The 23,899-nt window shown below is 58.5% G+C and carries 22 protein-coding genes, 1 tRNA gene and 1 pseudogene; 10 read left to right on the top strand and 14 right to left on the bottom strand.

Features of this window, described 5'->3' with window-relative positions:
• Complete coding sequence (locus JH25_RS05715; RefSeq protein ID WP_005790452.1) at nt 1–948, top strand: alpha-E domain-containing protein; 948 nt, start codon at nt 1–3, stop codon at nt 946–948.
• The gene (locus JH25_RS05710; protein ID WP_005790450.1) at nt 945–1,745 is read left to right on the top strand and encodes a transglutaminase family protein; all 801 of its coding nucleotides are present in this window, start codon (nt 945–947) and stop codon (nt 1,743–1,745) included. The genes JH25_RS05715 and JH25_RS05710 overlap by 4 nt, the downstream gene beginning before the upstream one ends.
• A 34-nt stretch (nt 1,746–1,779) precedes the next feature.
• Here the strand turns inward: JH25_RS05710 and JH25_RS05705 are convergent, their stop codons facing one another.
• Nucleotides 1,780–2,586: a c-type cytochrome gene (locus tag JH25_RS05705; protein WP_032879887.1), complete on the bottom strand. Its 807-nt coding sequence runs from the start codon at nt 2,584–2,586 to the stop codon at nt 1,780–1,782.
• Between the two features lie 651 nt (nt 2,587–3,237).
• Between JH25_RS05705 and JH25_RS05700 the strand changes: the two genes are divergently transcribed.
• The 3 genes from JH25_RS05700 (at nt 3,238) to JH25_RS05690 (ending at nt 7,425) form a co-directional block, all read left to right on the top strand.
• Nucleotides 3,238–4,443, top strand: a complete 1,206-nt coding sequence (locus JH25_RS05700) for an acetyl-CoA C-acetyltransferase (protein WP_032879889.1) — start codon at nt 3,238–3,240, stop codon at nt 4,441–4,443.
• 16 nt (nt 4,444–4,459) lie between these two features.
• Complete coding sequence (locus JH25_RS05695; RefSeq protein WP_032879890.1) at nt 4,460–6,607, top strand: 3-hydroxyacyl-CoA dehydrogenase NAD-binding domain-containing protein; 2,148 nt, start codon at nt 4,460–4,462, stop codon at nt 6,605–6,607.
• A gap of 92 nt (nt 6,608–6,699) precedes the next feature.
• Nucleotides 6,700–7,425, top strand: coding sequence for an amidotransferase (locus JH25_RS05690; RefSeq protein ID WP_032879891.1), 726 nt, complete (start codon nt 6,700–6,702; stop codon nt 7,423–7,425).
• Here JH25_RS05690 and JH25_RS05685 read toward each other — a convergent pair.
• The 3 genes from JH25_RS05685 to JH25_RS05675 all read right to left on the bottom strand — a co-directional run bounded on the left by JH25_RS05685 (nt 7,422) and on the right by JH25_RS05675 (nt 10,198).
• Nucleotides 7,422–8,393, bottom strand: a complete 972-nt coding sequence (locus JH25_RS05685; RefSeq protein WP_032879893.1) for a magnesium and cobalt transport protein CorA — start codon at nt 8,391–8,393, stop codon at nt 7,422–7,424. The two genes, JH25_RS05690 and JH25_RS05685, sit on opposite strands and share 4 nt — an antisense overlap.
• 157 nt (nt 8,394–8,550) lie before the next feature.
• Entirely contained in the window at nt 8,551–9,294 is a 744-nt protein-coding gene (locus tag JH25_RS05680) for a 1-acylglycerol-3-phosphate O-acyltransferase (protein WP_032879895.1), read from the bottom strand.
• Nucleotides 9,295–9,505: 211 nt separating this feature from the next.
• Nucleotides 9,506–10,198: a crotonase/enoyl-CoA hydratase family protein gene (locus tag JH25_RS05675; protein ID WP_032879897.1), complete on the bottom strand. Its 693-nt coding sequence runs from the start codon at nt 10,196–10,198 to the stop codon at nt 9,506–9,508.
• Nucleotides 10,199–10,519: 321 nt separating this feature from the next.
• Between JH25_RS05675 and JH25_RS05670 the strand changes: the two genes are divergently transcribed.
• Both JH25_RS05670 and JH25_RS28750 read left to right on the top strand, forming a co-directional pair.
• Nucleotides 10,520–10,609: transfer RNA gene (locus tag JH25_RS05670), tRNA-Ser, on the top strand.
• 332 nt (nt 10,610–10,941) lie between these two features.
• Nucleotides 10,942–12,414 carry a HEPN domain-containing protein gene (locus JH25_RS28750; RefSeq protein WP_164699533.1) on the top strand — a complete coding sequence of 491 codons (1,473 nt, stop codon included), beginning with the start codon at nt 10,942–10,944 and terminating at the stop codon, nt 12,412–12,414.
• A gap of 130 nt (nt 12,415–12,544) precedes the next feature.
• On the opposite strand, the pseudogene JH25_RS29125 reads toward JH25_RS28750, so the two are convergent.
• The 5 genes and pseudogenes from JH25_RS29125 to JH25_RS05650 form a co-directional block, all read right to left on the bottom strand.
• Nucleotides 12,545–12,640, bottom strand: a pseudogene (locus JH25_RS29125) (integrase); the annotation flags it as partial.
• Between the two features lie 119 nt (nt 12,641–12,759).
• On the bottom strand, nt 12,760–13,029 hold the full coding sequence (locus tag JH25_RS05665) for a hypothetical protein (protein WP_032879898.1): 270 nt from the start codon (nt 13,027–13,029) through the stop codon (nt 12,760–12,762).
• A gap of 327 nt (nt 13,030–13,356) precedes the next feature.
• Nucleotides 13,357–14,397 carry a DMT family transporter gene (locus JH25_RS05660; RefSeq protein WP_032879899.1) on the bottom strand — a complete coding sequence of 347 codons (1,041 nt, stop codon included), beginning with the start codon at nt 14,395–14,397 and terminating at the stop codon, nt 13,357–13,359.
• 69 nt (nt 14,398–14,466) lie between these two features.
• Entirely contained in the window at nt 14,467–14,802 is a 336-nt protein-coding gene (locus JH25_RS05655) for a hypothetical protein (RefSeq protein ID WP_032881258.1), read from the bottom strand.
• A 145-nt stretch (nt 14,803–14,947) separates the two neighbouring features.
• Nucleotides 14,948–15,322, bottom strand: a complete 375-nt coding sequence (locus JH25_RS05650; protein WP_005790428.1) for a DUF2784 domain-containing protein — start codon at nt 15,320–15,322, stop codon at nt 14,948–14,950.
• A gap of 108 nt (nt 15,323–15,430) precedes the next feature.
• Here JH25_RS05650 and JH25_RS05645 point away from each other — a divergent pair, with 108 nt between their 5' ends.
• A complete protein-coding gene (locus JH25_RS05645) occupies nt 15,431–16,117 on the top strand; it encodes an HAD-IA family hydrolase (protein ID WP_032879900.1) in 687 nt (228 codons plus the stop codon).
• Between the two features lie 127 nt (nt 16,118–16,244).
• Here the strand turns inward: JH25_RS05645 and JH25_RS05640 are convergent, their stop codons facing one another.
• On the bottom strand, nt 16,245–16,991 hold the full coding sequence (locus JH25_RS05640) for a 3-oxoacyl-ACP reductase family protein (protein ID WP_032879901.1): 747 nt from the start codon (nt 16,989–16,991) through the stop codon (nt 16,245–16,247).
• 105 nt (nt 16,992–17,096) lie between these two features.
• Here JH25_RS05640 and JH25_RS05635 point away from each other — a divergent pair, with 105 nt between their 5' ends.
• Entirely contained in the window at nt 17,097–18,020 is a 924-nt protein-coding gene (locus tag JH25_RS05635; RefSeq protein ID WP_032879902.1) for a LysR family transcriptional regulator, read from the top strand.
• 116 nt (nt 18,021–18,136) lie between these two features.
• Here JH25_RS05635 and JH25_RS05630 read toward each other — a convergent pair whose 3' ends face one another.
• The 3 genes from JH25_RS05630 to JH25_RS05620 all read right to left on the bottom strand — a co-directional run bounded on the left by JH25_RS05630 (nt 18,137) and on the right by JH25_RS05620 (nt 21,617).
• Nucleotides 18,137–18,865: an aspartate/glutamate racemase family protein gene (locus JH25_RS05630; protein ID WP_032879903.1), complete on the bottom strand. Its 729-nt coding sequence runs from the start codon at nt 18,863–18,865 to the stop codon at nt 18,137–18,139.
• Nucleotides 18,866–18,878: 13 nt separating this feature from the next.
• The gene (locus JH25_RS05625; protein WP_032879904.1) at nt 18,879–20,408 is read right to left on the bottom strand and encodes an NCS1 family nucleobase:cation symporter-1; all 1,530 of its coding nucleotides are present in this window, start codon (nt 20,406–20,408) and stop codon (nt 18,879–18,881) included.
• Between the two features lie 474 nt (nt 20,409–20,882).
• Nucleotides 20,883–21,617, bottom strand: a complete 735-nt coding sequence (locus JH25_RS05620) for a phosphoadenylyl-sulfate reductase (protein ID WP_032879905.1) — start codon at nt 21,615–21,617, stop codon at nt 20,883–20,885.
• 148 nt (nt 21,618–21,765) lie between these two features.
• On the opposite strand from JH25_RS05620, the gene thrH reads away from it, so the two are divergent.
• Nucleotides 21,766–22,383: a bifunctional phosphoserine phosphatase/homoserine phosphotransferase ThrH gene (gene thrH / locus JH25_RS05615; RefSeq protein ID WP_005790415.1), complete on the top strand. Its 618-nt coding sequence runs from the start codon at nt 21,766–21,768 to the stop codon at nt 22,381–22,383.
• 110 nt (nt 22,384–22,493) lie between these two features.
• Here thrH and pabB read toward each other — a convergent pair whose 3' ends face one another.
• Nucleotides 22,494–23,837 (bottom strand): aminodeoxychorismate synthase component I, encoded by a 1,344-nt coding sequence (gene pabB, locus JH25_RS05610; protein ID WP_032879906.1) that lies wholly within the window; start codon nt 23,835–23,837, stop codon nt 22,494–22,496.
• Nucleotides 23,838–23,899: the final 62 nt, after the last annotated feature.

Below are 23,899 nucleotides of genomic sequence, written 5' to 3' on the forward strand. Positions count from 1 at the left end.
ATGCTGAGTAGAACTGCCTCGGATTTGTACTGGATGTCTCGCTATCTGGAACGCGCAGAAAACCTCGCGCGTATGCTGGATGTCAGCTATTCGTTGTCGCTGATGCCACAGGATGGGCGCGGCGATGGCCTGCACGAACTGGCCATGCCGTTGTTGATCACCGGCACGCTGGAGGATTATCACGAGCGTCATGGCGAACTTCATGCCGAACGCCTGCTGCATTTTTTCGCGCTGGATGCGGCCAACCCGGCCAGCATCTACAGCTGCCTTGGCGCCGCGCGGGCCAGCGCCCATGCGGTGCGTGGGCGTATTACCGCCGACATGTGGGAAAACATCAACGCCACCTGGCTGGACATTCGTGACATCGCCCAGCAAGGGCTGAGCCACTACGGTATGAGCCGGTTTTGTGAGTGGGTCAAGGAGCGTTCCCACCTGTTCCGCGGCGCCACCTACGGCACCATCATGCGTAACGATGCCTTCCGCTTTATCCGCCTGGGGACCTTTATCGAGCGCGCCGATAACACCCTGCGCCTGCTGGATGCCCGCTATGAAATGGCCGGCGACCAGGCGGCGGTCAGCGATGGCACCGCTCACGCGTATTACCAGTGGAGCGCATTGCTGCGTGCGCTGTCGTCATTCGAGGCGTACACCGAAATTTATCGTGATGCCCCAGGTGCCCGGCAGGTTGCCGAGCTGCTGCTGTTACGTGCTGATGTCCCGCGTTCACTGCGGGCGTGCAGTGAAGAGATCGACCAGATCCTCGCCAGCCTGCCCGGTCTCAACGGCCGCCCGGCCCAGCGCCTGGCCGCCGAGATGGATGCGCGCCTGCGCTTCACCGCCATCGACGAAATCCTTGAGGAAGGCCTGCACGCCTGGCTGACCGACTTTATCCCCTTGGTCCGCCAGTTGGGCGACGCCATCTACAGTTCCTACCTGGAGGCGGCATGAGACTCTCCATCAGCCACGAAACCACCTACCACTACGAAGACCAGGTACGTGCCAGCATTCAATACCTGCGCCTTACACCCCACGACAGTGAGCGCCAGCACGTGCTCAGCTGGCAACTCGACCTGCCGCGCCCGGTGCGCGCCCAAGTAGACCCCTTCGGCAACATCCTGCATGTGCTGACCCTGGATGAACCCCACGACGCCATCATCATCGGAGCCCGCGGCCAGGTAGAAATTGATGAGTTGCGCGAGGCCGAGCACGAAAGCCAGTCGCCCTTTCCGTTCCTGCGCAGCACGCGCCTCACCGAGCCCGACGAAGCCTTGCGCCGGTTTGCCGAACAACACTGCCATCAGCGTCGCGACCGCACCGCGTTGATCGACCTGATGCAGGCCCTCAACCAAGCGATGATCTACACGCCAGGTGCGACTGCCGTCGATACCTGCGCCGCCCAAGCCTTCGCGGGCGCGGCGGGCGTGTGCCAGGACCACACCCATGCGTTCCTGGCCTGCGCGCGCAGCCTGGGGATTGCTGCGCGGTATGTGTCGGGGTATTTGTACACCGAAGACAGCGCGCACCTGGCCAGCCATGCCTGGGCCGAAGCCTGGCTGGATGGCGCCTGGTACAGCTTTGACGTGACCAACCAACTGGCCCGTCCGGAGCGGCATTTGAAGCTCGCCGTGGGCCTGGACTACCTCGACGCCTGCCCGGTACGCGGTATGCGCCGTGGCGGCGGGCATGAGCAGATGCATGCCAAGGTATTTGTAGCCCCGACCTTGGTTTCCGTGCAGCAGCAATAAACTTCCTGAGCACAGCGGGCCAGATGTGGGAGGCTTAAGGTTGCTGTTTACGCCCCGCCATATGCTGCAAATACCCCACCAGCAAATCCAGTTCGTGGTCTGGCAACACGCTGGCGGCAAACGCCGGCATCTTGGCCTGTGGCCAGTGCCTCAGGCTTTGTGGGTCGCGGATGTAGCGCTTGAGGAAATCGCCACCGAAATACTCGGTCGGGTTATAGGGAATATTCAGGTCCGGCCCCATTTGCGCATCGCCGGCACCATTGAGGCGATGGCAAGCCAGGCAGTTCTTCTGGAATAACGCAAAGCCTTGGTTCACCGGGTCATCCGCCGCCAGCTTCGGGTCGGGCAGCAACGCTGGAAAGCGCTCGGCGACCGTCTGCAATTGCTTGATCGTGGAAATCTGGAAGGGCCATTGTTCCGGGCTGATATGCCCGGCTTGGGGGTTGGTCCACACCAGGTAGAACGGCCCGGCGCTGGGTTTTCCTTGCGCCAGCGCCGGCCACGGATGGGCCGGGTCTTCCACGGCCAGCCAGGCGCGTGCACCGGTTTTTTCCAACAAGGGCGCGGCGGTGAGTTCGGCGGCAAAGCCATCAAGGGCAACGGCTTGCAGGTGGTTCGCAGGCTTCAGGCCCGGCAGGAGTACCACCAGGGGCACCGCGCGATAGGTCATGTCGCGCTTGTAAGACACGTCGTCGACGATTTGTACGTCCTGCGCCTCGGGGTGCTTGAGCAACTGCGCGGTCTGCCAGGTCTTGCTGGCGTGGTCCAGCTCAATGGTCAATTGCGCAGCCGCAGCGGGTAGGCTCAGCAAAGCAGTAAAAAAAGCGAGGATCAGTTTCAAGGCACAGGCCCGACGATAAATGGCGATAGCGCACAAGATACCCGAAACGCACAGGTAAAAAGACAGCGCCCGCAACGGTAGCGCTAAGCGCAGTATCCCGGCAGGTGCTGCCAAACGCTGCTGGTCCGGTGCTGTGTGAGCACGAAGACCGGGTGCTGGGTCGTCACCCGATAACCTTGGTTAAATTGGGCAAGATCAGAATCAGTGTGGTGGCGAACAGAATAAGTCCCGCCTGACGTACTTTCGAATGTTTGAACATGGCTGACTGCCTATTTGTTGTTATTCCTGAGCGTCAAATGCGTGCCGGTTTATTTCAGTATCGCGAGATGACATTGCACTTTTCTTACAACTGCTCCAGCAAAACCCGGCAGCAGTGTCCTACAGGTTCAACCTTAGAGCGCCCGATCTTCTTCGCTTAGATCCATTTCATATCAGCTAATCAGCATTTGCGCTAAAAACGGCATGAGGCTTATTGCCATCTTGGCGCGAGCCCTAGGGCTAGACAGCTAAAACGATTAATCAGGTAATTCCCGTAGCTACCTACCGTTCGTCCGAGCGAGGGGGTCAAAAGCAATGAGCGCATCCGTCATTGAAACCGTGTCAATCGGGCCTAAGGTAGGGGGCATACACCCACAGCGGTTCGAGGATGTCATGACCCAAGCTTTGATCTTTGATGCGATACGCACGCCCCGGGGCAAAGGCAAGGCCGATGGTGCCTTGCACAGCGTCAAACCGGTAAACCTGGTGGCCGGCTTGCTCACGGCGCTGGCACAACGCAGCGACCTCGACACCCGCCAAGTGGATGACATCGTCCTGGGCTGCGTCACGCCGGTGGGCGACCAGGGCGCCGATATCGCCAAGACCGCCGCCCTGGTGGCGGACTGGGACATCAGCGTCGCCGGCGTCCAGGTCAATCGCTTCTGCGCCTCGGGGCTGGAAGCAGTCAACCTGGGGGCAATGAAAGTGCGTTCCGGCTTCGAAGATCTGGTCGTGGTGGGTGGCGTCGAATCCATGTCCCGCGTGCCCATGGGCAGCGATGGCGGCGCCTGGGTGCTCGACCCGCAAACCAATATGCACAGCCACTTCACCCCTCAAGGTATTGGCGCTGACCTGATTGCCACGCTGGAAGGGTTCACTCGCCAGGATGTGGACAGCTTTGCCCTGCAGTCACAACAGAAGGCCGCCAGGGCGCGGGCGGACGGTTCCTTCAACAAGTCGTTGATCGCGGTGCAGGATCAGAACGGCATCGTGCTGCTGGATCATGACGAATTTATCCGCGGCGACTCGACCCTCGAAGGCTTGGGCAAGCTCAAGCCCAGCTTCGAAATGATGGGACAGATGGGCTTTGATGCTACCGCGCTGCGGGTCTACAGCCATGTGGAACGCATTGACCATGTGCACACACCGGGCAACAGCTCCGGCATCGTTGATGGCGCGGCATTGATGTTGATCGGCTCCGAGGCCAAGGGGCGCGAGTTGGGCCTGCAACCGCGGGCGCGCATTGTCGCCACGGCAGTCACCAGCACCGACCCGACCATCATGCTCACCGGCCCCGCACCCGCCACCCGCAAGGCGCTGGCCAAGGCCGGCCTGCGGGTAGAAGACATCGACCTGTTCGAAGTCAACGAAGCGTTTGCCTCGGTGGTGCTCAAGTTCATCAAAGACATGGGCATCGACGCCGCACGGGTCAACGTCAACGGCGGCTCTATAGCCATGGGCCACCCGTTGGGCGCCACCGGTTGCGCAATCCTCGGCACCTTGCTCGACGAGCTGGAGGTGCGCCAGCAACGCTACGGCCTGGCCACCCTGTGTGTCGGCGGTGGCATGGGAATCGCCACCATCATCGAACGCCTCTGAGCCCAAGGAATTTGTCATGACCGATGCCATTCGTTACGAAAAAGGCCAGGACCAGATCGTGGTACTGACCCTGGACATGCCCGGCCAGAGCGCCAACACCATGAACGCCGTCTACCGCGAAGCGATGGCGGCCACCGTCACGCGCCTGGAAGCAGAAAAGGACCAGATTGCCGGGGTGGTGATCACCTCGGCCAAGAAGACCTTTTTTGCCGGTGGCGACCTCAATGAACTGATCAAGGTCGACAAGGCCCAAGCCAAGGATTTCCATGACAGCGTACGGGTGCTGAAAGCGCAGTTACGCCGCCTGGAAACCCTCGGCAAGCCGGTGGTGGCCGCGATCAATGGCGCGGCCTTGGGCGGTGGCTGGGAAATTTGCCTGGCCTGCCATCATCGGGTCGCGCTGGACGACAAGTCCGTGCAGTTGGGCCTGCCCGAAGTCACCCTTGGCCTGTTGCCGGGCGGCGGCGGGGTGGTGCGCATGGTGCGGATGCTGGGTCTGGAAAAAGCCCTGCCGTATTTGCTCGAAGGCAAAAAAGTCCGGCCCGCCCAGGCACTGCAAGCAGGCTTGATTGATCAATTGGCGGCTGATCGCGATGAGCTGCTGGCCAAGTCCCGCGCCTGGATTCTCGCCAATCCCGAGGCCAGGCAACCCTGGGACAACAAGGGGTATCAGATCCCTGGCGGCACGCCGTCCAACCCCAAAGTCGCGCAGATGCTCGCCATTGCCCCGTCGATGTTGCGCAGCAAAACCAATGGCTGTTTCCCGGCACCGGAGAAAATCCTCTGCGCCGCCGTTGAAGGTGCCCAAGTGGATTTCGACACCGCACACCTGATCGAAACCCGCTACTTCACCGAACTGGTGACCGGGCAGGTGGCGAAAAACATGATCGGCACCTTCTGGTTTCAGCTTAATGAAATCAATGCCGGCAGCTCACGCCCACAGGGTTTTGCCCCTCACGTCACCCGTAAGGTCGGTGTGCTCGGCGCCGGGATGATGGGTGCGGGCATCGCCTATGTCAGTGCCTGTGCGGGGGTCGAGGTGGTGCTCAAAGACATCAATCTCGCCGCCGCCGAAAAGGGCAAAGCCCATAGCGCTGCCTTGCTGGACAAGAAAGTCAGCCGTGGGCAATTGACCGCCGAACAGCGCGAAGCCACCCTGGCGCGCATTCACCCTACGCAGGATGACGCTGACCTGGCCGGTTGCGACCTGATCATCGAGGCCGTGTTCGAAGACCGCGAACTCAAGGCCAGGGTCTCGGCCGCCGCACAAAGCGTGGTCGGTGCCGATGCGGTGATCGCCTCCAACACTTCCACCTTGCCCATCAGCGGCCTGGCCACGGCGGTGCCGGACCAAACCAGGTTTATCGGTCTGCACTTCTTCAGCCCCGTGGACAAGATGCCCCTGGTGGAAATCATCAAAGGCACCCACACCAGCGATGAGACCCTGGCCCGCGGTTTCGATTTCGTCCTGCAAATCAAGAAAACCCCGATTGTGGTCAACGACAGCCGTGGCTTCTTCACCTCGCGGGTCTTCGGCACCTTCACCAACGAAGGCATTGCCATGCTCGGCGAAGGCGTGGCCGCGCCGATGATCGAGACCGAAGCGCGCAAGGCCGGGATGCCGGTGGGGCCGCTGGCGGTGTCCGATGAAGTGTCCCTCAGCCTGATGAGCCATATCCGACAGCAAACCGCCAAGGATCTGCAGGCCGAAGGCAAGGCACTGCCGAATCATCCGGCGACAGCGGTGATTGATTTGCTGGTGAATGAATACAAGCGCACCGGCAAGGCGGCGGGCGGCGGTTTTTACGATTACCCCGCCGGTGGTCAGAAGCACCTGTGGCCAGAGTTGAAAGCCCGGTTCGAACGGCCCGGCAATCGAATTTCACCCCAGGACGTGCGCGACCGCTTGCTGTTTATCCAGGCCATCGAAACCGTGCGCTGCGTGGAGGAGGGCGTGTTGATGTCCACGGCTGACGCCAACGTCGGTTCGATCTTCGGCATCGGCTTCGCCGCGTGGAGTGGCGGCGCGCTGCAGTTTATCAACCAATACGGGCTGAACGATTTTGTCGCCCGCGCTCGTTATTTGGCCGAAGAGTATGGGGAGCGCTTCTCACCACCGACGTTGTTGCTGGAGAAAGCGGCACAGGGCGAAGTGTTCGGCTGAGCAAAATGTGGGAGGGGAGCTTGCCTTGAGGGTGTATTTCAAGGCAGGCTCTGGGGTGTGCAATATTCCCATCGCCGTGTCAGGTATTTTTTATGTCGCTACGCGTCTGCATCCTGGAAACCGATATCCTGCGTCCAGGCTTGATCGATCAGTACCAAGGTTACGGGCAGATGTTCAAGCGCCTGTTCGCCAAGCAACCGATTGCCGCCGAATTTGTCGTCTACAACGTGGTGCAGGGCGAATACCCGCCTGATGACGAAGTGTTTGACGCGTACCTGATCACCGGCAGCAAGGCCGACTCGTTCGGCACCGACCCCTGGATCCAGACCCTCAAGGCTTATTTGCTCACACGGTACGAGCGTGGCGACAAGTTGCTGGGTGTGTGCTTTGGCCATCAGTTGCTCGCCCTGCTACTGGGCGGCAAGGCCGAACGTGCCAGCCAGGGTTGGGGCATGGGCACCCACGCCTACAAGCTGGATGCCAAGACGCCATGGATGAGCCCCGAGGTGCCGGAGCTGACGCTATTGATCAGCCACCAGGATCAAGTCACCACGTTGCCGGACAATGCCACGGTCATCGCTTCCAGCGAGTTCTGCCCGTTCGCCGCTTACCACATCGGCGATCAGGTGCTGTGCTTCCAGGGCCATCCGGAATTTATCCATGATTATTCCCGCGAGTTGCTGGAGATTCTTCAGACAACCCTGGGTGAGAAGGTCTACACCAACGGCGTGGCCAGCCTGGATCGCGACCACCACGGCGTAACCGTGGCGGAGTGGATGATGCGCTTTGTCGCACACAAGCCGGATACCGCGGCCTAAAGCCAGCCTGAACGCTTGAAGCTGGCCCACAAACCGCCACAGCCCACAGCAATAAACCCGAGCACCGCAAAATAGCCGTAATGCCATTGCAGCTCGGGCATGTTCTGAAAGTTCATCCCGTAGATCCCCGCCACCGCCGTGGGGAACGCCAGGATCGCCGCCCACGCGGCGAACTTGCGCTGCACCACGCTCTGGCGCGACGCCTCCAGCAACACACCGATCTCGATGGTCTGGCTGGCAATGTCGCGCAAGGTGGTGAGGTCTTCCATCTGCCGGGTGACGTGGATCTGCACGTCGCGGAAATACGGGCGCATGTTTTTGTCGATAAACGGAAAGCTCAGCTTCTGCAACTCTTGGCTGATTTCCACCATCGGCGCCACATGACGCTTGAGCCGCAGCACATCGCGACGCAGGCCGTGGAGGTGCTGGATATCTCGCTCATTGAGTGAACTGCACAGCACATTGCGCTCCAGCTCATCGATTTCGGCGTGAATCGCCTCGCTGACCGGCTGGTAGTTCTCGGTGACGAAATCCAGCAGCGCATAGAGTACGAAGTCTTCCCCATGCTCCAGCAACAGCGGCCGCGCCTCACAGCGTTGGCGCACAAAACCGTAGGACGCCGAGTGACCGTTGCGTGCAGTGATGATGTAGCCGTTGCCGGCAAAGATATGGGTTTCGATAAACTCCAGCTTGCCGTTCTCGCGCACCGGTGAGTAGGTGACGATAAACAGCGCGTCACCGAAGGTTTCCAGCTTCGGGCGGCTGTGCTTTTCCATGGCGTCTTCGATGGCCAGTTCATGCAGGTTGAACTGGCGTTGCAGGTTGTTCAACTCCTGGGCGCTGGGCTCTTCCAGGCCGATCCACACAAAGTGTCCGGGTTTGGCGGCCCAGGCCGCGCCTTCATCGAGGGTGATATCCGAGACTTTCTTTCCGGCGCTGTAGACGGCGGCCGCAACAACTCTACCCATGGTGCTGATCACTTCTTATTAAGAGGACAGATATTGGGCAGCTTAGCCTGAATGGCGTTCCGTTGTTGCTGACTGATATTGCCCATTCCCTTGTGGAGCGAGCTTGCTCGCGAAGATCATCAACGATGACGCAGCGCTATCAGATGACCCGCGTCGCTTACACGGTTTTCGCGAGCAAGCTCGCTCCTGCAAGTTCACGGTCCATTGTTTCAATGCATGCGGTCATTTGCGCATGACAGTCCAGCATCAATTGAGGGATGTCATCCACCGTCATGCCAGTGGTAGGAATCGGCGGCAACGACCGGATCAGCACTTCCCCGCTGTTCCAGCGGTTGAGCTGCATTTGCGTTACATAATTGCTGACACACACCTGCACGATAGGCACGCCGGCCGCAATCGCCATATGAAACGCACCTTTCTTGAACGGCAACAGCCCTTTACCCAGGTTGCGCGTACCTTCCGGGAACACCCAGATCGACGTGTCCTTGTGTTGCAAGGTCTGGGTGGTGGTGAGCATGGCGCGTCGGGCCTTGTGCGCATTACCGCGGTCGATCAGCACATTGCCCGCCAGCCAGAACAACTGGCCGAACAGCGGCACCCATTTCAGGCTTTTCTTGGCGATGCATACGGTGCGGTGCGGCACTACATTGCCCAGTACAAACAGGTCGTAGTTGGACTGGTGGTTGGCGATTACCACACAGGTGCCGGGTTTGTTGCGCAGCGAGTCGACATCCGTCCTCACCTTCAGGCGCAAGATCCACATGGCTGGCAATGCGTAAAGGCGGGCGCAGAGGCGGCTGTTGTCCGGATTGAATGGCCGGCATACGCCTAAAAGTACGCCCAATACCCCGGCGATCATAAAGTGCAGGCCCATCAACAACATACGTAACAGAAAAAGCATCGAAGCGGCCCATCGGGACAAAAGGTGGCGCAGTGTACGGATGTGCACTGTATTCGGCAATTGTCCCTACAGAGGTGGGAGATAGGCGATGTTTAAGCGCATGTTTCCACATATGCCCACACAGGCCGGCTAGAGCGGCTACGGATATGTCGGATTCATTTGTAAGAAAAAGCCCGACACTAGGTCGGGCTCGGGTAAGAGGGTGTAGGTGTTAACTCAGGTTGTGGCCCTGATCCTGGATGATCGCATCATCCAGGGCTTCGAGCAGTGCGCGGCGCACTTTCAACTTGGTGTGCTTGTGGGCATTCATATTGATCTTCTTCAACTGACGTGCCGCTTCCAGTGCGGCTGCGTGCAATTCCTCCGGTGCTACCACCTTATCGAGGAAGCCCGCTTGCAAGGCGCCTTGCGGGTCAAACATCTCGGCATTGATCACCGACCGATGGAACGCCGACTTGCGCAGACGATCCCGCGCCAACTCGATACCGGCATGGTGCATGGTCATGCCGATCGCCACCTCATTCAAACCAATGCTGAACGGGCCTTCGACGCCGATACGGTAATCGGCCGACAACAACAGGAACGCGCCCTTGGCCACTGCATGACCCGGGCAAGCCACAATCACCGGGAACGGGTGCGCCAACAAGCGCCGTGCCAGGGTCGAGCCCGACGTCACCAGGCTGATTGCCTCTTTGGGGCCGGCGGTCATTACCTTCAAATCATAACCACCCGACAAAATCCCCGGCGTGCCCGTGATGATCACCACCGCCCGATCTTTCTCGGCCTGATCCAGCGCAGCATTGAATTCACTGACCACCGCCGGAGAAATGGCATTCACCTTGCCGTTGCTCAGGGTCAGGGTCGCGATACCGTCTTCGAAGTGGTAGGCAATCAACTCACTCATGACGCGGTTCCTTGTAGGGTTTGTTATAGAGGTAGATGCGCAGACGTTACTCACCACGCCCGCGCTGGTAAAGCGCCGTGACTGACTACCCAGTCAGGCTTTTCCCGCCTCCCCAAGGGTAGACGGCCCGCAGCAGGGCGCAGCAACCGTCCCAGACGCCTGCCGCCGGTGCCCGAGAATGGCACAATCATCACCCCTTGCCGGGCGGGGAATGGCATAACCGTCTAACCGCATGAAAATTCTGAAAAAAACCTTTGCCATCAGAAACGCTTTCGACTACATTAGCGCGCCTCGACAGACTGAACTGGTTTGCCGAGATACGGTGAAGTGTCCGAGTGGCTTAAGGAGCACGCCTGGAAAGTGTGTATACAAGAAATTGTATCGAGAGTTCGAATCTCTCCTTCACCGCCACATTAAGTAAACACAAACCCCTGGTTTTCCTAGAGAAAGTCGGGGGTTTGTGCTTTTTGGTGTCTAAAAAAGGGCCATATGGGACAGATCTGGGACTGGAGGGTGTTTTTCGGCTGAACCTGCGTGCCCAAGATAAAGGGCCAATCTGTGGCCACGCCCGTGCAATCACCAACCAGGTGCTCAGATGGGATGGTTAGCGCCTTAGGGGCCTAGAAAGACATCGCGTATAGAAGAAGCGAATTGGTGAGGGTAAAGTAAGCTTGGCTTCTACCAGGTACGAAAGGGGAGCGTTATAGATGCAGTATTGGTGCTGTTTCTCAGGGAGTTAACTTGTGTCGCAATCTGAAAAGACGCTTTGTTGTTTTACTCTAGAGGGAGCCCAATTTTTGGGTGAGCTTCTTTTAGATGGTGAACGCTCGAATATAATGTTAACCAGTCGACATGAAATTCCTTTTGACTCTGAACCACATTCTCTTTACGGCGAGTCTCTCGATCATAAAAAAATCAGTTTGCATGAGTGTGTCGGAGAACCCTCCTACCCAGAGGGGCTCTACCCGAAGTTTGTTTTCAAGAGGCGTTCCTTCCCGCATTACGCATTAATTGGAAGTCGTCACGTGGCTGAAGATGAAAGAATATTCAGTTCGGTTTCCTTTCAGACAGATGACATTGGGCTGCTATTTTCCTTTCGCGACACATTTGGGTCAGCATCTCCAGACCCGTTAGAGCTTCAAAATATTTTGGAGAGTAGCTTTCCGTCTAGAAAGATTGCTATAGGTAAGAGTCCAGCGCTTTTTTTCTTTTCTGGTGTGCCTGAGAGTGTCCCTGTGGATATAGGGATTGGAAATTTCACTGCCGATTTTGATTTCAGATCTAATGTCAGCGGTCATGCGGGAATACAATGCCCGAGTATCGTTAATGCCGTTCTAAAGTTTGATACGCTCAAAAGCCTTGACGAGATTCTTGATGATGTTGTTGCATTGTCTTTGTTTTTCACTGTAGTGGCAGGACGTTATCAAGGCGTCAAGAGTATAGAGGCTGAAATTGGAGGCGCTGATTCTGCTGCAGTGCAGGACCAAAAAATCTCAGTGCATTGGAGCTACGCTCCTGTCTCAAGCGATCTAGAAGCGAGCAACTTGAGAGATATTCCCATTACGCCAGAGGAGAGTGGAGCAGAGTTTTATACTGTGTTTCAACGCTGGATGAGTCGCCACAATGATTGGTTACCTGCTAGGTTGAGAATCATTAACTGGCAAAAAAATGGAAGAACATATGATGAAAATAGATTGGTCGCGGCTGCAAACGCTTTCGATATTTTGCCCGACTCGACTTATCCTGATATAGGAGATCTATCTGAAACTGCGCGAGATGCGAGAGCACGGTGTAAGAAGATAATCAGGGAGTTACCTGATGGTCCTGAAAGAACTCAAATCTCAAACACACTTGCGTTTTGGGGGGGTAAGAGCTTAAGGCTTAAAGTTCTAAGCAGGTCAAACATTATACGTGAGGCCTTTGGCGATGACTTTGTAGATATTGATGTGGTTCTCGCTACGGCAATTTTAGCTAGAAATTATTTTGTTCACGGAACGAATAGCTTTGGTTATGAAAACTACCAGAATTTGCTTTCTTTTTTTACGGATACTTTAGAGTTTGTCTTCGTCGCTTCCGATCTTGTCGAGTGCGGCTGGGATGCAAGGCGCTGGGCAGCTCGTCGGCCAGGGTTCTCACATCCATTAGCTGCGTTTTATCGGACGTATAAAATTCACATGCCTGAATTTTATTTGGCTAAGAGCAATGCAGAGGCGTGAGTGCGGTGCATGGGACATGCCGGGAATATTTGAATTGGTAGCCTATGACATCGAGGCGGCGTATTAGTGGTGCTGCGCATATCAGTATTGCGCGAGCACGCTTAGCTTAGATAATTTCTTAGTGGGTAAACTATAATTTCAATGCCAATTGCAGCATCCCTACGACATCCGGACCGTCCTCATTGATCCACGTCCCATAGTGTTGACGAATCATATTCCCATTGGTAAGAAAAGGGGACGGATTTATTTGATTTTCGCTTCACCACCAATTTGAAGCAAACAACCCCTCTGGTTTTAGAACCGGAGGGGTGTAGTTTTTGAGTCTCAAAATGTAGGTTTCTTAGATCATGCGCAAGGCACGTCCATCCGTCGTCCAATGACATCGAGCAAATCACACCCGTCCCGCAGAGGAATCGAGCAGAGCAGTGCAAAATCACTGAGCACCACCGCATCACTACTGATTTCACTACGTAGAGCAAGGTTCTCAAGGACTTGTGTAACGGCACGAAGTCGATAGGTCGCGGCGTCGAGTAGTATTTCCAATGGCAAGGTGGTATCGACAAAAAGGGCAGGGGTGGCGCTGTCGTTGCTGGTAAGGGCGATGTATTGGTTCATATGCGGAACTCCGGTTGTCAAAGGAGAGCAACCACACATTTGTCGCCAAACAAAAGGGTGGCAGCTGTACGCAGGTTGGCGAACCGGGACAATCGGAAAAACCGGCAGACCCGAAGGTCTCCCGCGCACAGCTACCGTCGAGCAGCTTATTGCGCGCAGAAGCATCCCGCAAATACATGGGGGAGTTTCTATCGATTTATCGTCGAGTCGCCAAACCCGGTCGCTATGTGAGCGACCGAAAGACTATAGGTGTGGCGATTTTAAAAAGGCAGCCTGTCGCTTCTGAATGGAGCGTAGGACGTTGCCCAAAGCCACCAGCATCCGCGCTCAATGCCTATGCCGATGATGCACATCCGGAAAATGCGCATGGCTGTGCTTCATCACCGCATGCACATGCACATGGCTATGAGGCTGCGCCGGATCCCACTCAAACCCATGCTCGTGTTGGTGATGCTCATCATGCACATGCCAATGCCCATGTTCCGTTGCCTCATGCACATGCTCATGGGCATGCCGCTCCGTCAGGTGCAGCCACACGCCTACGGCCATCAGCGCCGAGGCAATCCAGAACGCTACGGTCACCGACTCGCCAAATACCAGCAACGCCACTGCGGCACCGAGGAAGGGTGCCGTGGAGAAATAAGCCCCGGTGCGCGCACTGCCCAGCCCGCGTAGCGCCAGCACGAACATCACCAGGCTGATGCCATAGCCGAGGAACCCCACCACCAGGATCGGCGCCAATTGCGCCTCCCCCGGAATCTGCGCCCCGAGGTAAAGCGCCAAACCGCAATTCACCAGCCCCGCAATCAAGCCTTTGGCACCGGCGATAAAGAGCGCGTCAGACGCCGACACCTTGCGCGTCAGGTTGTTATCTATCCCCCAGCACAAACACGCCAGCGCAATGGCGAGCGGCCCGGTCCAGTCCTGGCTGCCGCCGCCGGCGCCCGTCCATGACAACACCACGCCGCCCAGCACAATGGCGACCATGCCGAGCACGATGCGCCGATCTGCGTTTTCTCTGAATACGACCCAGGCGATCACGGCGGTGAGCACTGATTCGAGGTTGAGCATCAAGGAGGCGGTGGCGCCGGCGGTGCGAATCAGGCCGAACATGAGGGCGACGGGGCCGAGGATGCCGCCGAAGGCGATGGCGCCGAGCAGCCAGGGCCATTGCGATGGGGTCAACCCGGTGGGTTTCCAGCCGCGATCACGGATCAGACGTACGCCGGCAAGGCCAATGCCGCTGCCCAGGTAAAGCAGGCCGGCCAGCAATATAGGCGAGAGGCCCAGGCCGAGGCTTTTGGCGAGCGGAGTGCTGGCGCCGAACAGGGCGGCGGCCACGAGGGCGTAAATGATGCTGATGTTCATGGGCCATCCTCGAAGGTCAGGCCCATGATACGTCGCTTGCCGGGGTCAGCGCCCTGGCAGTTTCATACTTTATTGCGCGGTTTTCAGCTTGATCACATCACCGGAAATCTTGGTGGTGTAGCCGTTCAATACCCAGGCCCAGAACCACTTTTCTTGCACTTGGGTGTTGATCAGCGCGTCGCCGCCTTTGGCTTTGATGGCTGCATCCTGAGCGCGTACGAAGCGGTTGTTCTGGCCGATTGGGATGACGCCCAACAGCATGATGCCGGTGGCGCTGGCTTCGCTGTGGCCGAGGACGGTGTATTGGCTGGCGTCGTATTGCTGGGTTTTCATGGCGGTGCCGGTGCAACCTGCCAGGGTGAAACCAAGAACCGCTGCTGCAACTGCTTTACTGACGTATTTCACTTGAAACTCCATGGACTCAACCTCGAGATTCAATTCCCGAGGGGGCGACACTTTAAGCGCTCGGTTGGCAGATTGAAAACAATCTGCCCAGGTTTCATTTTCAGGCTTGTGCGTGCGCCCAGGCGATCAAGCTCGGGTCTGAAGGTCATGCGCTTCTGCGTGCCAGCAAACTCCGGATCAACCGCCCATACACCACGGCGTTGATCAATATCACCACCGCCCCCAGCAGCAGTTGAATATTCGCCGTCAGCCCGGCGGGGTAGATCAGCGTCAGGATGTAGTGCTCGATAAACCCACCGCCATAACCGTCTTGCCCGGCCAGGTGACGAAACAGGTTTTCCCAGCGGGTGAGGGGGCAGGGCAGGTGCAGCACCTCTACCGCGATCCCCCAGGCCACGGCGGGCAAGTGCAGCCACATTACCCTGGGCCATTTCAGGGCGAGCAGGCCACCGAACAGCACGAACAGGATAAAGGTCAGGTGAAACAGCACGAGGCCGTCGGCGACGAGTCGGTAGAGCATTGTGGGCACTTCGAAAGGAGGGGCAAACAGTCTAAAGGGTTGCTCGCCGGCAAGGGTGGCCGTTATTGTGCTGAATCCATTTAGTCCTTGCCCCAAGGTTGTATCGTGATGAATGCACCGCGTACCGCTGTCCCGATCAAAGCCGTGATTTTCGATATGGACGGGTTGTTGCTGGATACCGAAGGCATCTACACCGAAGTCACGCAGATCATCGCCGAGCGCTATGGCCGTACCTATGACTGGGGTATCAAGCAGCACATCATCGGGCGAGGCGCTCAGGATCTGGCCGATTACGTGGTCAAGGCGCTGGATTTGCCGATCACGCCCGCGCAGTTTCTGGAAATTCGCGAGCCGTTGATGAGCGAGCGCTTTCCCAAGGCCCTGGGTATGCCGGGCGCTGAAGCGTTGGTGCGGCATCTGAAGGCGCACAATATCCCGATTGCGGTGGGCACCAGTTCATCGCGTAACTCGTTTGGCCACAAGACCACCTTGCACCGCGAATGGTTTGGCCTGTTCGACACCATCGTCACTGCCGACGACCCGGAAGTCGGTGCGGCCAAGCCGGCGCCGGATATCTTCCTCACGGCTGCGCGCCGTCTGGGTGTGGAGCCTGAGGATTGCCTGGTGTTCGAAGATTCGCCGTTCGGCGTGACTGCGGCGAAGGCTGCCAACATGACCGCCATCGCCGTGCCCGATGAGGCCATGGCGGACAGCAAGTACCAACATGCTGACCAGATTATCCGCAAGCTCGCCGACTTTGATTTGGCCGCCTACGGCTTGCCCCCCATGGCCTGACCCCGCGCGGTCAAAAATGTGGGAGCTGGCTTGCCTGCGAAAGCGGTAGTGCAGTGACAGATGTGGCACTGACACACCGCCTTCGCGGGCAAGCCCGCTCCCACATTTGGTTTGCGGTTTTGCAAAATCAGGCGCTGAAACCACCATCGATGGTCAGGCTGGCGCCCGTGATATATCCGGCTTCCGGCCCGGCCAGATACGCCACAAAGCTGGCAATCTCCTCCACGTGCCCATACCTGCCCACCGCCATCAACCCGATCAAGCTTTCGGCAAACTCACTGTTCGCCGGGTTCATATCGGTATCCACCGGCCCGGGCTGCACGTTGTTGATGGTGATACCCCGTGGCCCCAGATCCCGCGCCAAACCCTTGGTCAACCCCACCAGCGCCGCCTTGCTCATGGCATAAGGCCCGCCACCACCGAAGGGCATACGCTCGGCGTTGGTGCTGCCGATATTGATTACGCGGCCACCTTCGCCCATGTGCCTGGCGGCTTCCTGGGTGGCGATAAATACGCTGCGCACGTTGATTGCCAGGGTCTGGTCGAAGTCCTCCAGCTTGAAGTCTTCCAGCGGCGCGATGGCCAGCACGCCTGCGTTGTTCACCAGGATATCCAGGCGCCCAAACGCATCGACCGTGGCGTTGACGGCATTGCGAATTGCCGTGGCATCGGCGCTGTCGGCTTGAATCGCCAGGGCTTTGCCGCCTTCGCTGATCACGTCGTGCTGCAACGCTTGGGCCTTGGCGGCCGAACTGACGTAGGTAAAGGCGACTGCAGCACCCTGCGCGGCGAGGCGCTTGACGATGGCGGCGCCGATGCCGCGGGAACCGCCTTGAATCAGGGCGACTTTGCCGGTGAGGTTTTGTGTGGTCATGTCGATCTCCAAGTAGTTGATGGGCTGAGTATCGACCTGCCTCCGGTACGCCGGTAGACCGTGATTGCTATAGTCTGTGTAAACCAAAAGTTTAGAGTGGCCGATATGGAGAGCTTTGGCAGTATCGAATGCTTTGTGCGCAGCGCCGAGGGTGGCAGCTTTGCCGAGGCGGCCCGGCACCTGAGCCTGACGCCCGCAGCCGTGGGCAAAAGTGTCGCCAAACTGGAAGCGCGCCTGGGTGTGCGGCTGTTTCAGCGCAGCACTCGGCGGCTTACGTTGACTGAAGCCGGCAAGTTATTCCTGGAAGAGGTCAGCGCCAGCCTCACCACTATCCAGAATGCTGTGGCCAACCTGGCCAGCGCCGAAGGGCGACCGGTGGGCACGCTCAAGGTCAGCATGGGCACGGTGGTCGGCTGTTTGTATATCGTGCCGCTGCTGGGGGAGTTTCTGAAACGCTACCCCGATATCAGCCCGGATTGGCATTTCGACAATCGCCAGGTCGATCTGATTGGCCAGGGCTTTGACGCGGCCCTTGGCGGCGGCTTTGAGTTGCCCCAAGGCGTGGTGGCACGCAAGCTGACGCCGGCTCACCGCGTGCTGGTGGCATCGCCTGACTATTTGGCGGCACGCCCAGCGGTGTTGCAGCCAGAAGACCTGGAGCACTGCGACGGCATCCTGATTCGCTCACCGCAAACCGGGCGAGTGCGCTCCTGGCAACTGACTCATCGCAATGGCGAGCACGGCCCGCTGAGTCTCAAACCGCGCATGACCATGAGCGACTCGCAGGCCGCCTGCATCTGCGCCGAACAGGGCTTGGGCGTTGCGCTGGTGAGCATGCCGTTTGCCGTACCCTGGCTGGCGAGCGGCAAGTTGCTGCGGGTATTGCCGGACTGGTATGTGAACGACGGCAATATTTGCATCTACTACGCCGAACATAAACTGCTGCCAGGCAAGACTCGGGCGTTTGTGGATTTCATCATCGAGCAGTTTGCCGAGCAGCAGTTAGGCCAAAGATTCAGTGCCATCTAACACCTTGTAGTGATCAAAATGTGGGAGGGGGCTTGCTCCCGATTGCGGTGGGCCAGCTATAGATAAGCTGGCTGATACACCGCTATCGGGAGCAAGCCCCCTCCCACATTTGATCTTCAGTGGCCGAACTTACCGGGCCAACCTATGACTTTCTTAGGCCTGGGTGCCGCATACGTCCTGACTTTGGACGTCGACAACCCCAACCTCACCAACGACTCGGCAACCATCACCGCCGCCGTCACCCCGTCCACCACCGGCACTCCGGTGCGTTTGCGAATCTGCTCATCCAGCCCGGCCATGCCGCCGCAGCCCAGGCAGATCACCTCGGCCTTGTCGTCGCGAATGGCCAGTTCCGCCTGGTGCACGATGGCTTCCATGGCGCCCAGCGGGTCTTCTTCCAGCTCCAGCACTGCCATGCCGCTGGCGCGCACCGAAGCGCAACGCTGGTAGAGGCCGGCGAGTTTCAGCCGGTCTTCAATCAGCGGCACAGTGCGGTCCAGGGTCGTCACCACCGAGTAGGCGTGCCCCAGGAACATCGCGGTGCTGGCCGCCGCCTCGGTGATATCCACCACCGGCACATTGAGCAGCTCCTGCAGGCCTTCACGGCCATGTTCGCCATAGCCGGCCTGGATCACCGCATCAAAGGGCTGGTCGTAGGCCATTACCCGATCCATCACGGCGATGGCTGCCAGATAGCTTTCAAAATTGCCTTCCACCGATTCTGCGCCGAAGTACGGGGTGAGCCCGACAATCTCGGTGCCCGGTGAAGCCACGGCCCGTGCTTGCTGGGCAATGGTGTCGGTGATGGATTCGGTGGTGTTGACGTTGACCACGAGGATACGCATGGAGAGTCCTTGTTTAATGACTGACGTTATCGACGGCAATGCTTTCGCCGCTGACATCGGCGTAGTGCGGCTGACGCTTGGCGATCAGCAGGTACAGCAACCCTGCGATGCCGGCGCCGAACAGCCAGGAAAACGGTGAAACGCTGGCAAACCCCGGCAACAGCGCCAGCAGGATGGCGATCACCGCCGCAGGAATAAACGCCGCCACGGCGCGCATATTCACCCCCCGGCTGTAGTAATAAACGCCATTGGGGTCTTCGCTATACAGCTGCGGCACGTCCACCTGGCTTTTACGGATCAGCCAGTAATCGACCATGATCACCCCGTACAACGGCCCCAGCAGCGCGCCCAGGCCAGAAAGGAAGTACACAATCACCAGCGGGCTGTTGTAGAGATTCCACGGCAGTATCAGCACCGCCACGAAGGCGCTGATCAACCCGGCGCGGCGAAAGTTCAGGTACTTGGGCGCCAGGTTGCTCAGCACAAAGGCCGGGGCGACGAAGTTGGCCATGATGTTCACCGCCACGGTAACGATCAGGAAGGCCAGGCAACCGAGCACCAGGAAGAAGGTATTGGGGATTGCCGCGATGATTTCGGTCGGGCTCTCGATCACTCGGCCATTGAGCTGGAACTGGCCGCCGCACAGCAGCACGGTAATGGCGGCGAACACCAGGATATTCACCGGCAGGCCCCAGAAATTGCCGACCTGGATGGTCTTGCGGCAGGGCGAAGAGCGGGCGAAGTCGCAAAAGTTGAGGATCAAGGTGCCGTAGATCGCCAGCCACAGCGCGCCACCGGCAAAGATATTGCGCCACATCTCGCCGCCGCTCAGCGGTTCACGGATCGACCAGGCGATATGCCCGCCCGCCTGGAAGTACATCCAGCCGGCCAACGCAGCCACCGTAAGCAAAATCACCGGCCCGGCGAAGCCTTCATAGCGGCGTACCATTTCCATGCCATAGGCGAGGATCACCAACTGCACCAGCCAGATCGCGACAAAACACGCCCAGCCCAGGCTCGACAGGCCCAGGATCGAGTTGTGGTCATAGTCGGCAAAGCCCGGATGAATCGCCGTCAGCAATACACGGAAAACCACCGACGCCAGGTACGTCTGGATACCAAACCAGGCAATCGCAATCACCGCCCGGATCAATGCTGGAATCTGCGCCCCGTGGATACCGAAACTGATGCGGCTGATCACGGGAAACGGCACACCGGTCTTCTGTCCCATGTACCCCGACAAGTTCATGAAGAAGTACACCAGCGCCGCGCCGATCCCCAGGGACAGCAATATTTGCCAGCCGCCCAAGCCCAATGCATATAAGCCGATGGCAAACGAATAGTTGGCGATGTTGTGCACGTCATTGGTCCACAGCGCAAAGATGCTATAGCGCCCCCAGCGTCGGCCCTCGACTTTGGTGGGGGCCAGGTCCTTGTTGTGCAGGCGCGGGCTGAGGACCAGGGGGCCGGGGCTTGCAGCCTCGGGGTGGAGGGTGGAAGAGGGCAGATCCAGCGCGATATTGCTCGAAAGACTTGTACGCATTCCGGCAGGCTCCAGCGCATCGGCAGCAAAGCGGCGGATGGCAAAGTGTATGTAGGTTTTGTATTAATTGTATACAAAGCGTACTTTTCACTAAGCCACATGCGTGCCAGTTTTCGTTATATGAAAAACGGGGATAATTTCTTTTTTATAGTATTTTTAAATAAACTACTGAATTGAAAGCAATATAAATTGACCGTTTGAACAGGTATTTATTTTTGATTGGGAGTAGCGTGATTCGGGGGTGTGGGGACTAGCAGAGATGAATGTTACGTTTTGGTGCGCTCGAATATGAGTTGCACACAAAAATGGCACCTATGGTTACAAGGTTGTGTACATTTTATGCTGCGCACAAAACAAAATGTGGGAGGGGGCTTGCTCCCGATAGCGGTATATCAGTCAGAAAATCTGCAACTGACCCACCGCTATCGGGAGCAAGCCCCCTCCCACATTTTTACCTCACCAGTTTGCCAGGCCTCAGGCCTTGCTGATGATATTCCCCGCATGCAGCCCGCATTCCTTCTGCGTGGCTTCTTCCCACCACCAGCGACCTTCGCGCTCATGCTGGTTCGGCAATACCGGGCGGGTGCAGGGCTCGCAGCCGATGCTGATAAAGCCGCGCTCATGCAGGCTGTTGTAAGGCAACTCCAACATGCGGATGTAACCCCACACCTCTTCGCTGGTCATCTGCGCCAGCGGGTTGAACTTGTACAGGGTACGTTCGGGGGTGGAGAAAGCCGTGTCGATTTCCAGCGCAGCCACCTGGCTGCGGGTGCCGGGGCTCTGGTCGCGGCGCTGGCCGGTGGCCCAGGCACTTACACTTGCGAGCTTGCGGCGCAGCGGTTCGATCTTGCGGATGCCGCAGCATTCGCCATGGCCGTCCTTATAGAAGCTGAACAGGCCCTTTTCCTTGACGAAGGGTTCCAGCTTGCTCTGGTCCGGCGAGATCAGTTCGATGTCGATCTTGTAGAACTCGCGCACCTGCTCGATAAACCGGTAGGTTTCCGGGTGCAGACGGCCAGTGTCGAGGCTGAATACCTTGACGTTCTTGTTCAGCTTCCAGGCCATGTCCACCAGCACCACATCCTCGGCACCGCTGAAGGAAATCCACAGGTCATCGCCGAACTGGCTGAACGCCAGCTTGAGAATATCCTGTGCAGACTTGTTGGCATAAGTCGCGGCGAGTTCAGCGACGTCGAAGGCTTGGTTCATCAGGACGGTTCCTACAGGTCAGTGGCGCTGAGCGCTCTATAGGCGGCGATGGTATCAAAATCTGCCGTGCGTTGCGGCGGCGTGCTTGAGTCGCTAGAGTTCGGCAGTCCTTTTGCCCGCTCAACTAATAAATCCAATGGAGTGTCTTGTGGAAATTGCCTGTCTTGACCTGGAAGGGGTGCTGGTTCCGGAAATCTGGATCGCCTTCGCCGAAAAAACCGGTATTGAATCCCTGCGCGCCACCACACGCGACATTCCCGACTATGACGTGCTGATGCAGCAGCGCCTGCGCATCCTCGACGAGCACGGGCTCAAACTGGCCGATATCCAGGCGGTGATTGCTACGCTCAAACCGTTGGACGGGGCCGTCGAGTTCGTCAACTGGCTGCGCGAACGCTTCCAGGTGGTGATCCTGTCCGACACCTTCTACGAATTCTCCCAACCGCTGATGCGCCAGCTGGGTTTCCCGACCTTGCTGTGCCACCGCTTGATCACTGATGAAAATGATCGGGTGGTAAGCTACCAGTTGCGCCAGAAAGACCCCAAGCGCCAGTCGGTATTGGCGTTCAAAAGCCTCTACTACCGCGTGATCGCTGCCGGTGATTCGTACAACGACACCACCATGCTGGGGGAAGCGGACCGTGGGATTCTGTTCCATGCGCCGGAGAATGTGATTCGCGAATTCCCGCAGTTCCCGGCGGTGCATACGTTTGAAGACTTGAAGAAAGAGTTTATCAAGGCGTCGAATCGGCAGTTGAGCCTGTAAGTTATGCGACGCGACTGATTGCCCCATCGCAGGCAAGCCAGCTCCCACCTTTGATCGCGGCGCGGTCGAAGGTGGGAGGGGGCTTGCCCCCGATAGGGCCGGTACAGGCCCTACAAACTTTCCAAAGTCTGTAACAACACCCGCACCTTCGTCAGCGACTCCTGATACTCAGCCTGCCACTGCGAATCCGCCACAATCCCACCGCCACCCCAGCAACACACCTGCCCGTCCTTGACCAGCAAACTGCGGATGGCAATGGAGCTGTCCATCTCGCCGCGCACGTCCAGGTAGACCAGCGAGCCGCAGTAAAGCCCGCGGCGGGTTGGCTCAAGTTCGTCGATGATCTGCATCGCACGGATCTTCGGCGCGCCGGTGATGGAGCCGCCGGGGAAGCTGCCGGCGATCAGGTCGAGGGCGTCTTTGTCGTCGGCCAGTACACCGGTGACACTGCTCACCAGGTGGTGCACGTTGGGGTAGCTTTCCAGGCTGAACAGCTCTGGCACTTTCACTGAGCCGATGCGGCAATTGCGACCGAGATCGTTGCGCAGCAGGTCGACGATCATCAGGTTTTCTGCGCGGTCCTTGGGGCTGGCGAGCAACTCGGCGGCGTTGGCGGCATCTTCTGCAGGTGTTACGCCGCGAGGGCGGGTGCCCTTGATCGGGCGGGTCTCGACCTGGCGTTCGCTGATGCGCACAAAGCGTTCCGGTGACAGGCTCAGTACCGCACCGTCATCGGGCAAGCTCTGGAACCCGGAAAACGGCGTGGGGCAGGCTTCGCGCAGGGCGCAATAGGCTGCCCAGGGATCCCCCATGCAGGGTGCGCGAAAGCGCTGGGCAAAGTTGACCTGATAGCAGTCGCCGGCCTGGATGTAATCCTGGATACGCGCGATGGCTTGGCGGTAGGCCTCTGCGGTGAGGTCTGGTGCCATCGGGCCCTGGAGTTTGAACGTCGCAGAGGTGTCGACAGTCCCGTGGCTGAACAGCGCGATCAACCGTTGTCGTTCGCTATCGGCCAGCGTGGGATGAAACACCAGTTGGCTGCTCCGGGCCTGGTGGTCGCTGATCAGCGCCCAGGCGTACAGCCCGAAGCGCGCGTCCGGCAGGTGCAGGTCATCCACCGCCAGGTGCGGCATGGCCTCAAGGTGCCGGCCGAAGTCGTAGCTCAGGTAGCCGATCAAGCCTCCGGCGAACGGCAACTGTAAATCCGCGGGGATTGCGGCTTCACCCAATCGCGTGAGGTTTTCCCGTAAGCGTTGCAGGAAATCACTGCCGCTTTCGTCCGGCCCTACCGTCAATGTCGCTTCCGGCCAGGCACTGAGCAGGTCATACCGGCCGCGCTCAGCCGTCGGCCGGCCGCTGTCGAGCAGTACCGCGCCTGGAGCATGGCGAATCGCCGCAAAATACTCGGCGGGGTTGGCCCGGTAGGGCAATGGGTGTACGGAGCAGGTCAACATGCGGGGTTGGATCAGCCAATGGCGCGGGGGAGGGGGATTGTAGTCCCCTGTAGGATTTGCTC

The sequence above is a fragment of the Pseudomonas sp. BRG-100 genome, from assembly GCF_000737955.1.
GTDB lineage: Bacteria > Pseudomonadota > Gammaproteobacteria > Pseudomonadales > Pseudomonadaceae > Aquipseudomonas > Aquipseudomonas synxantha_A.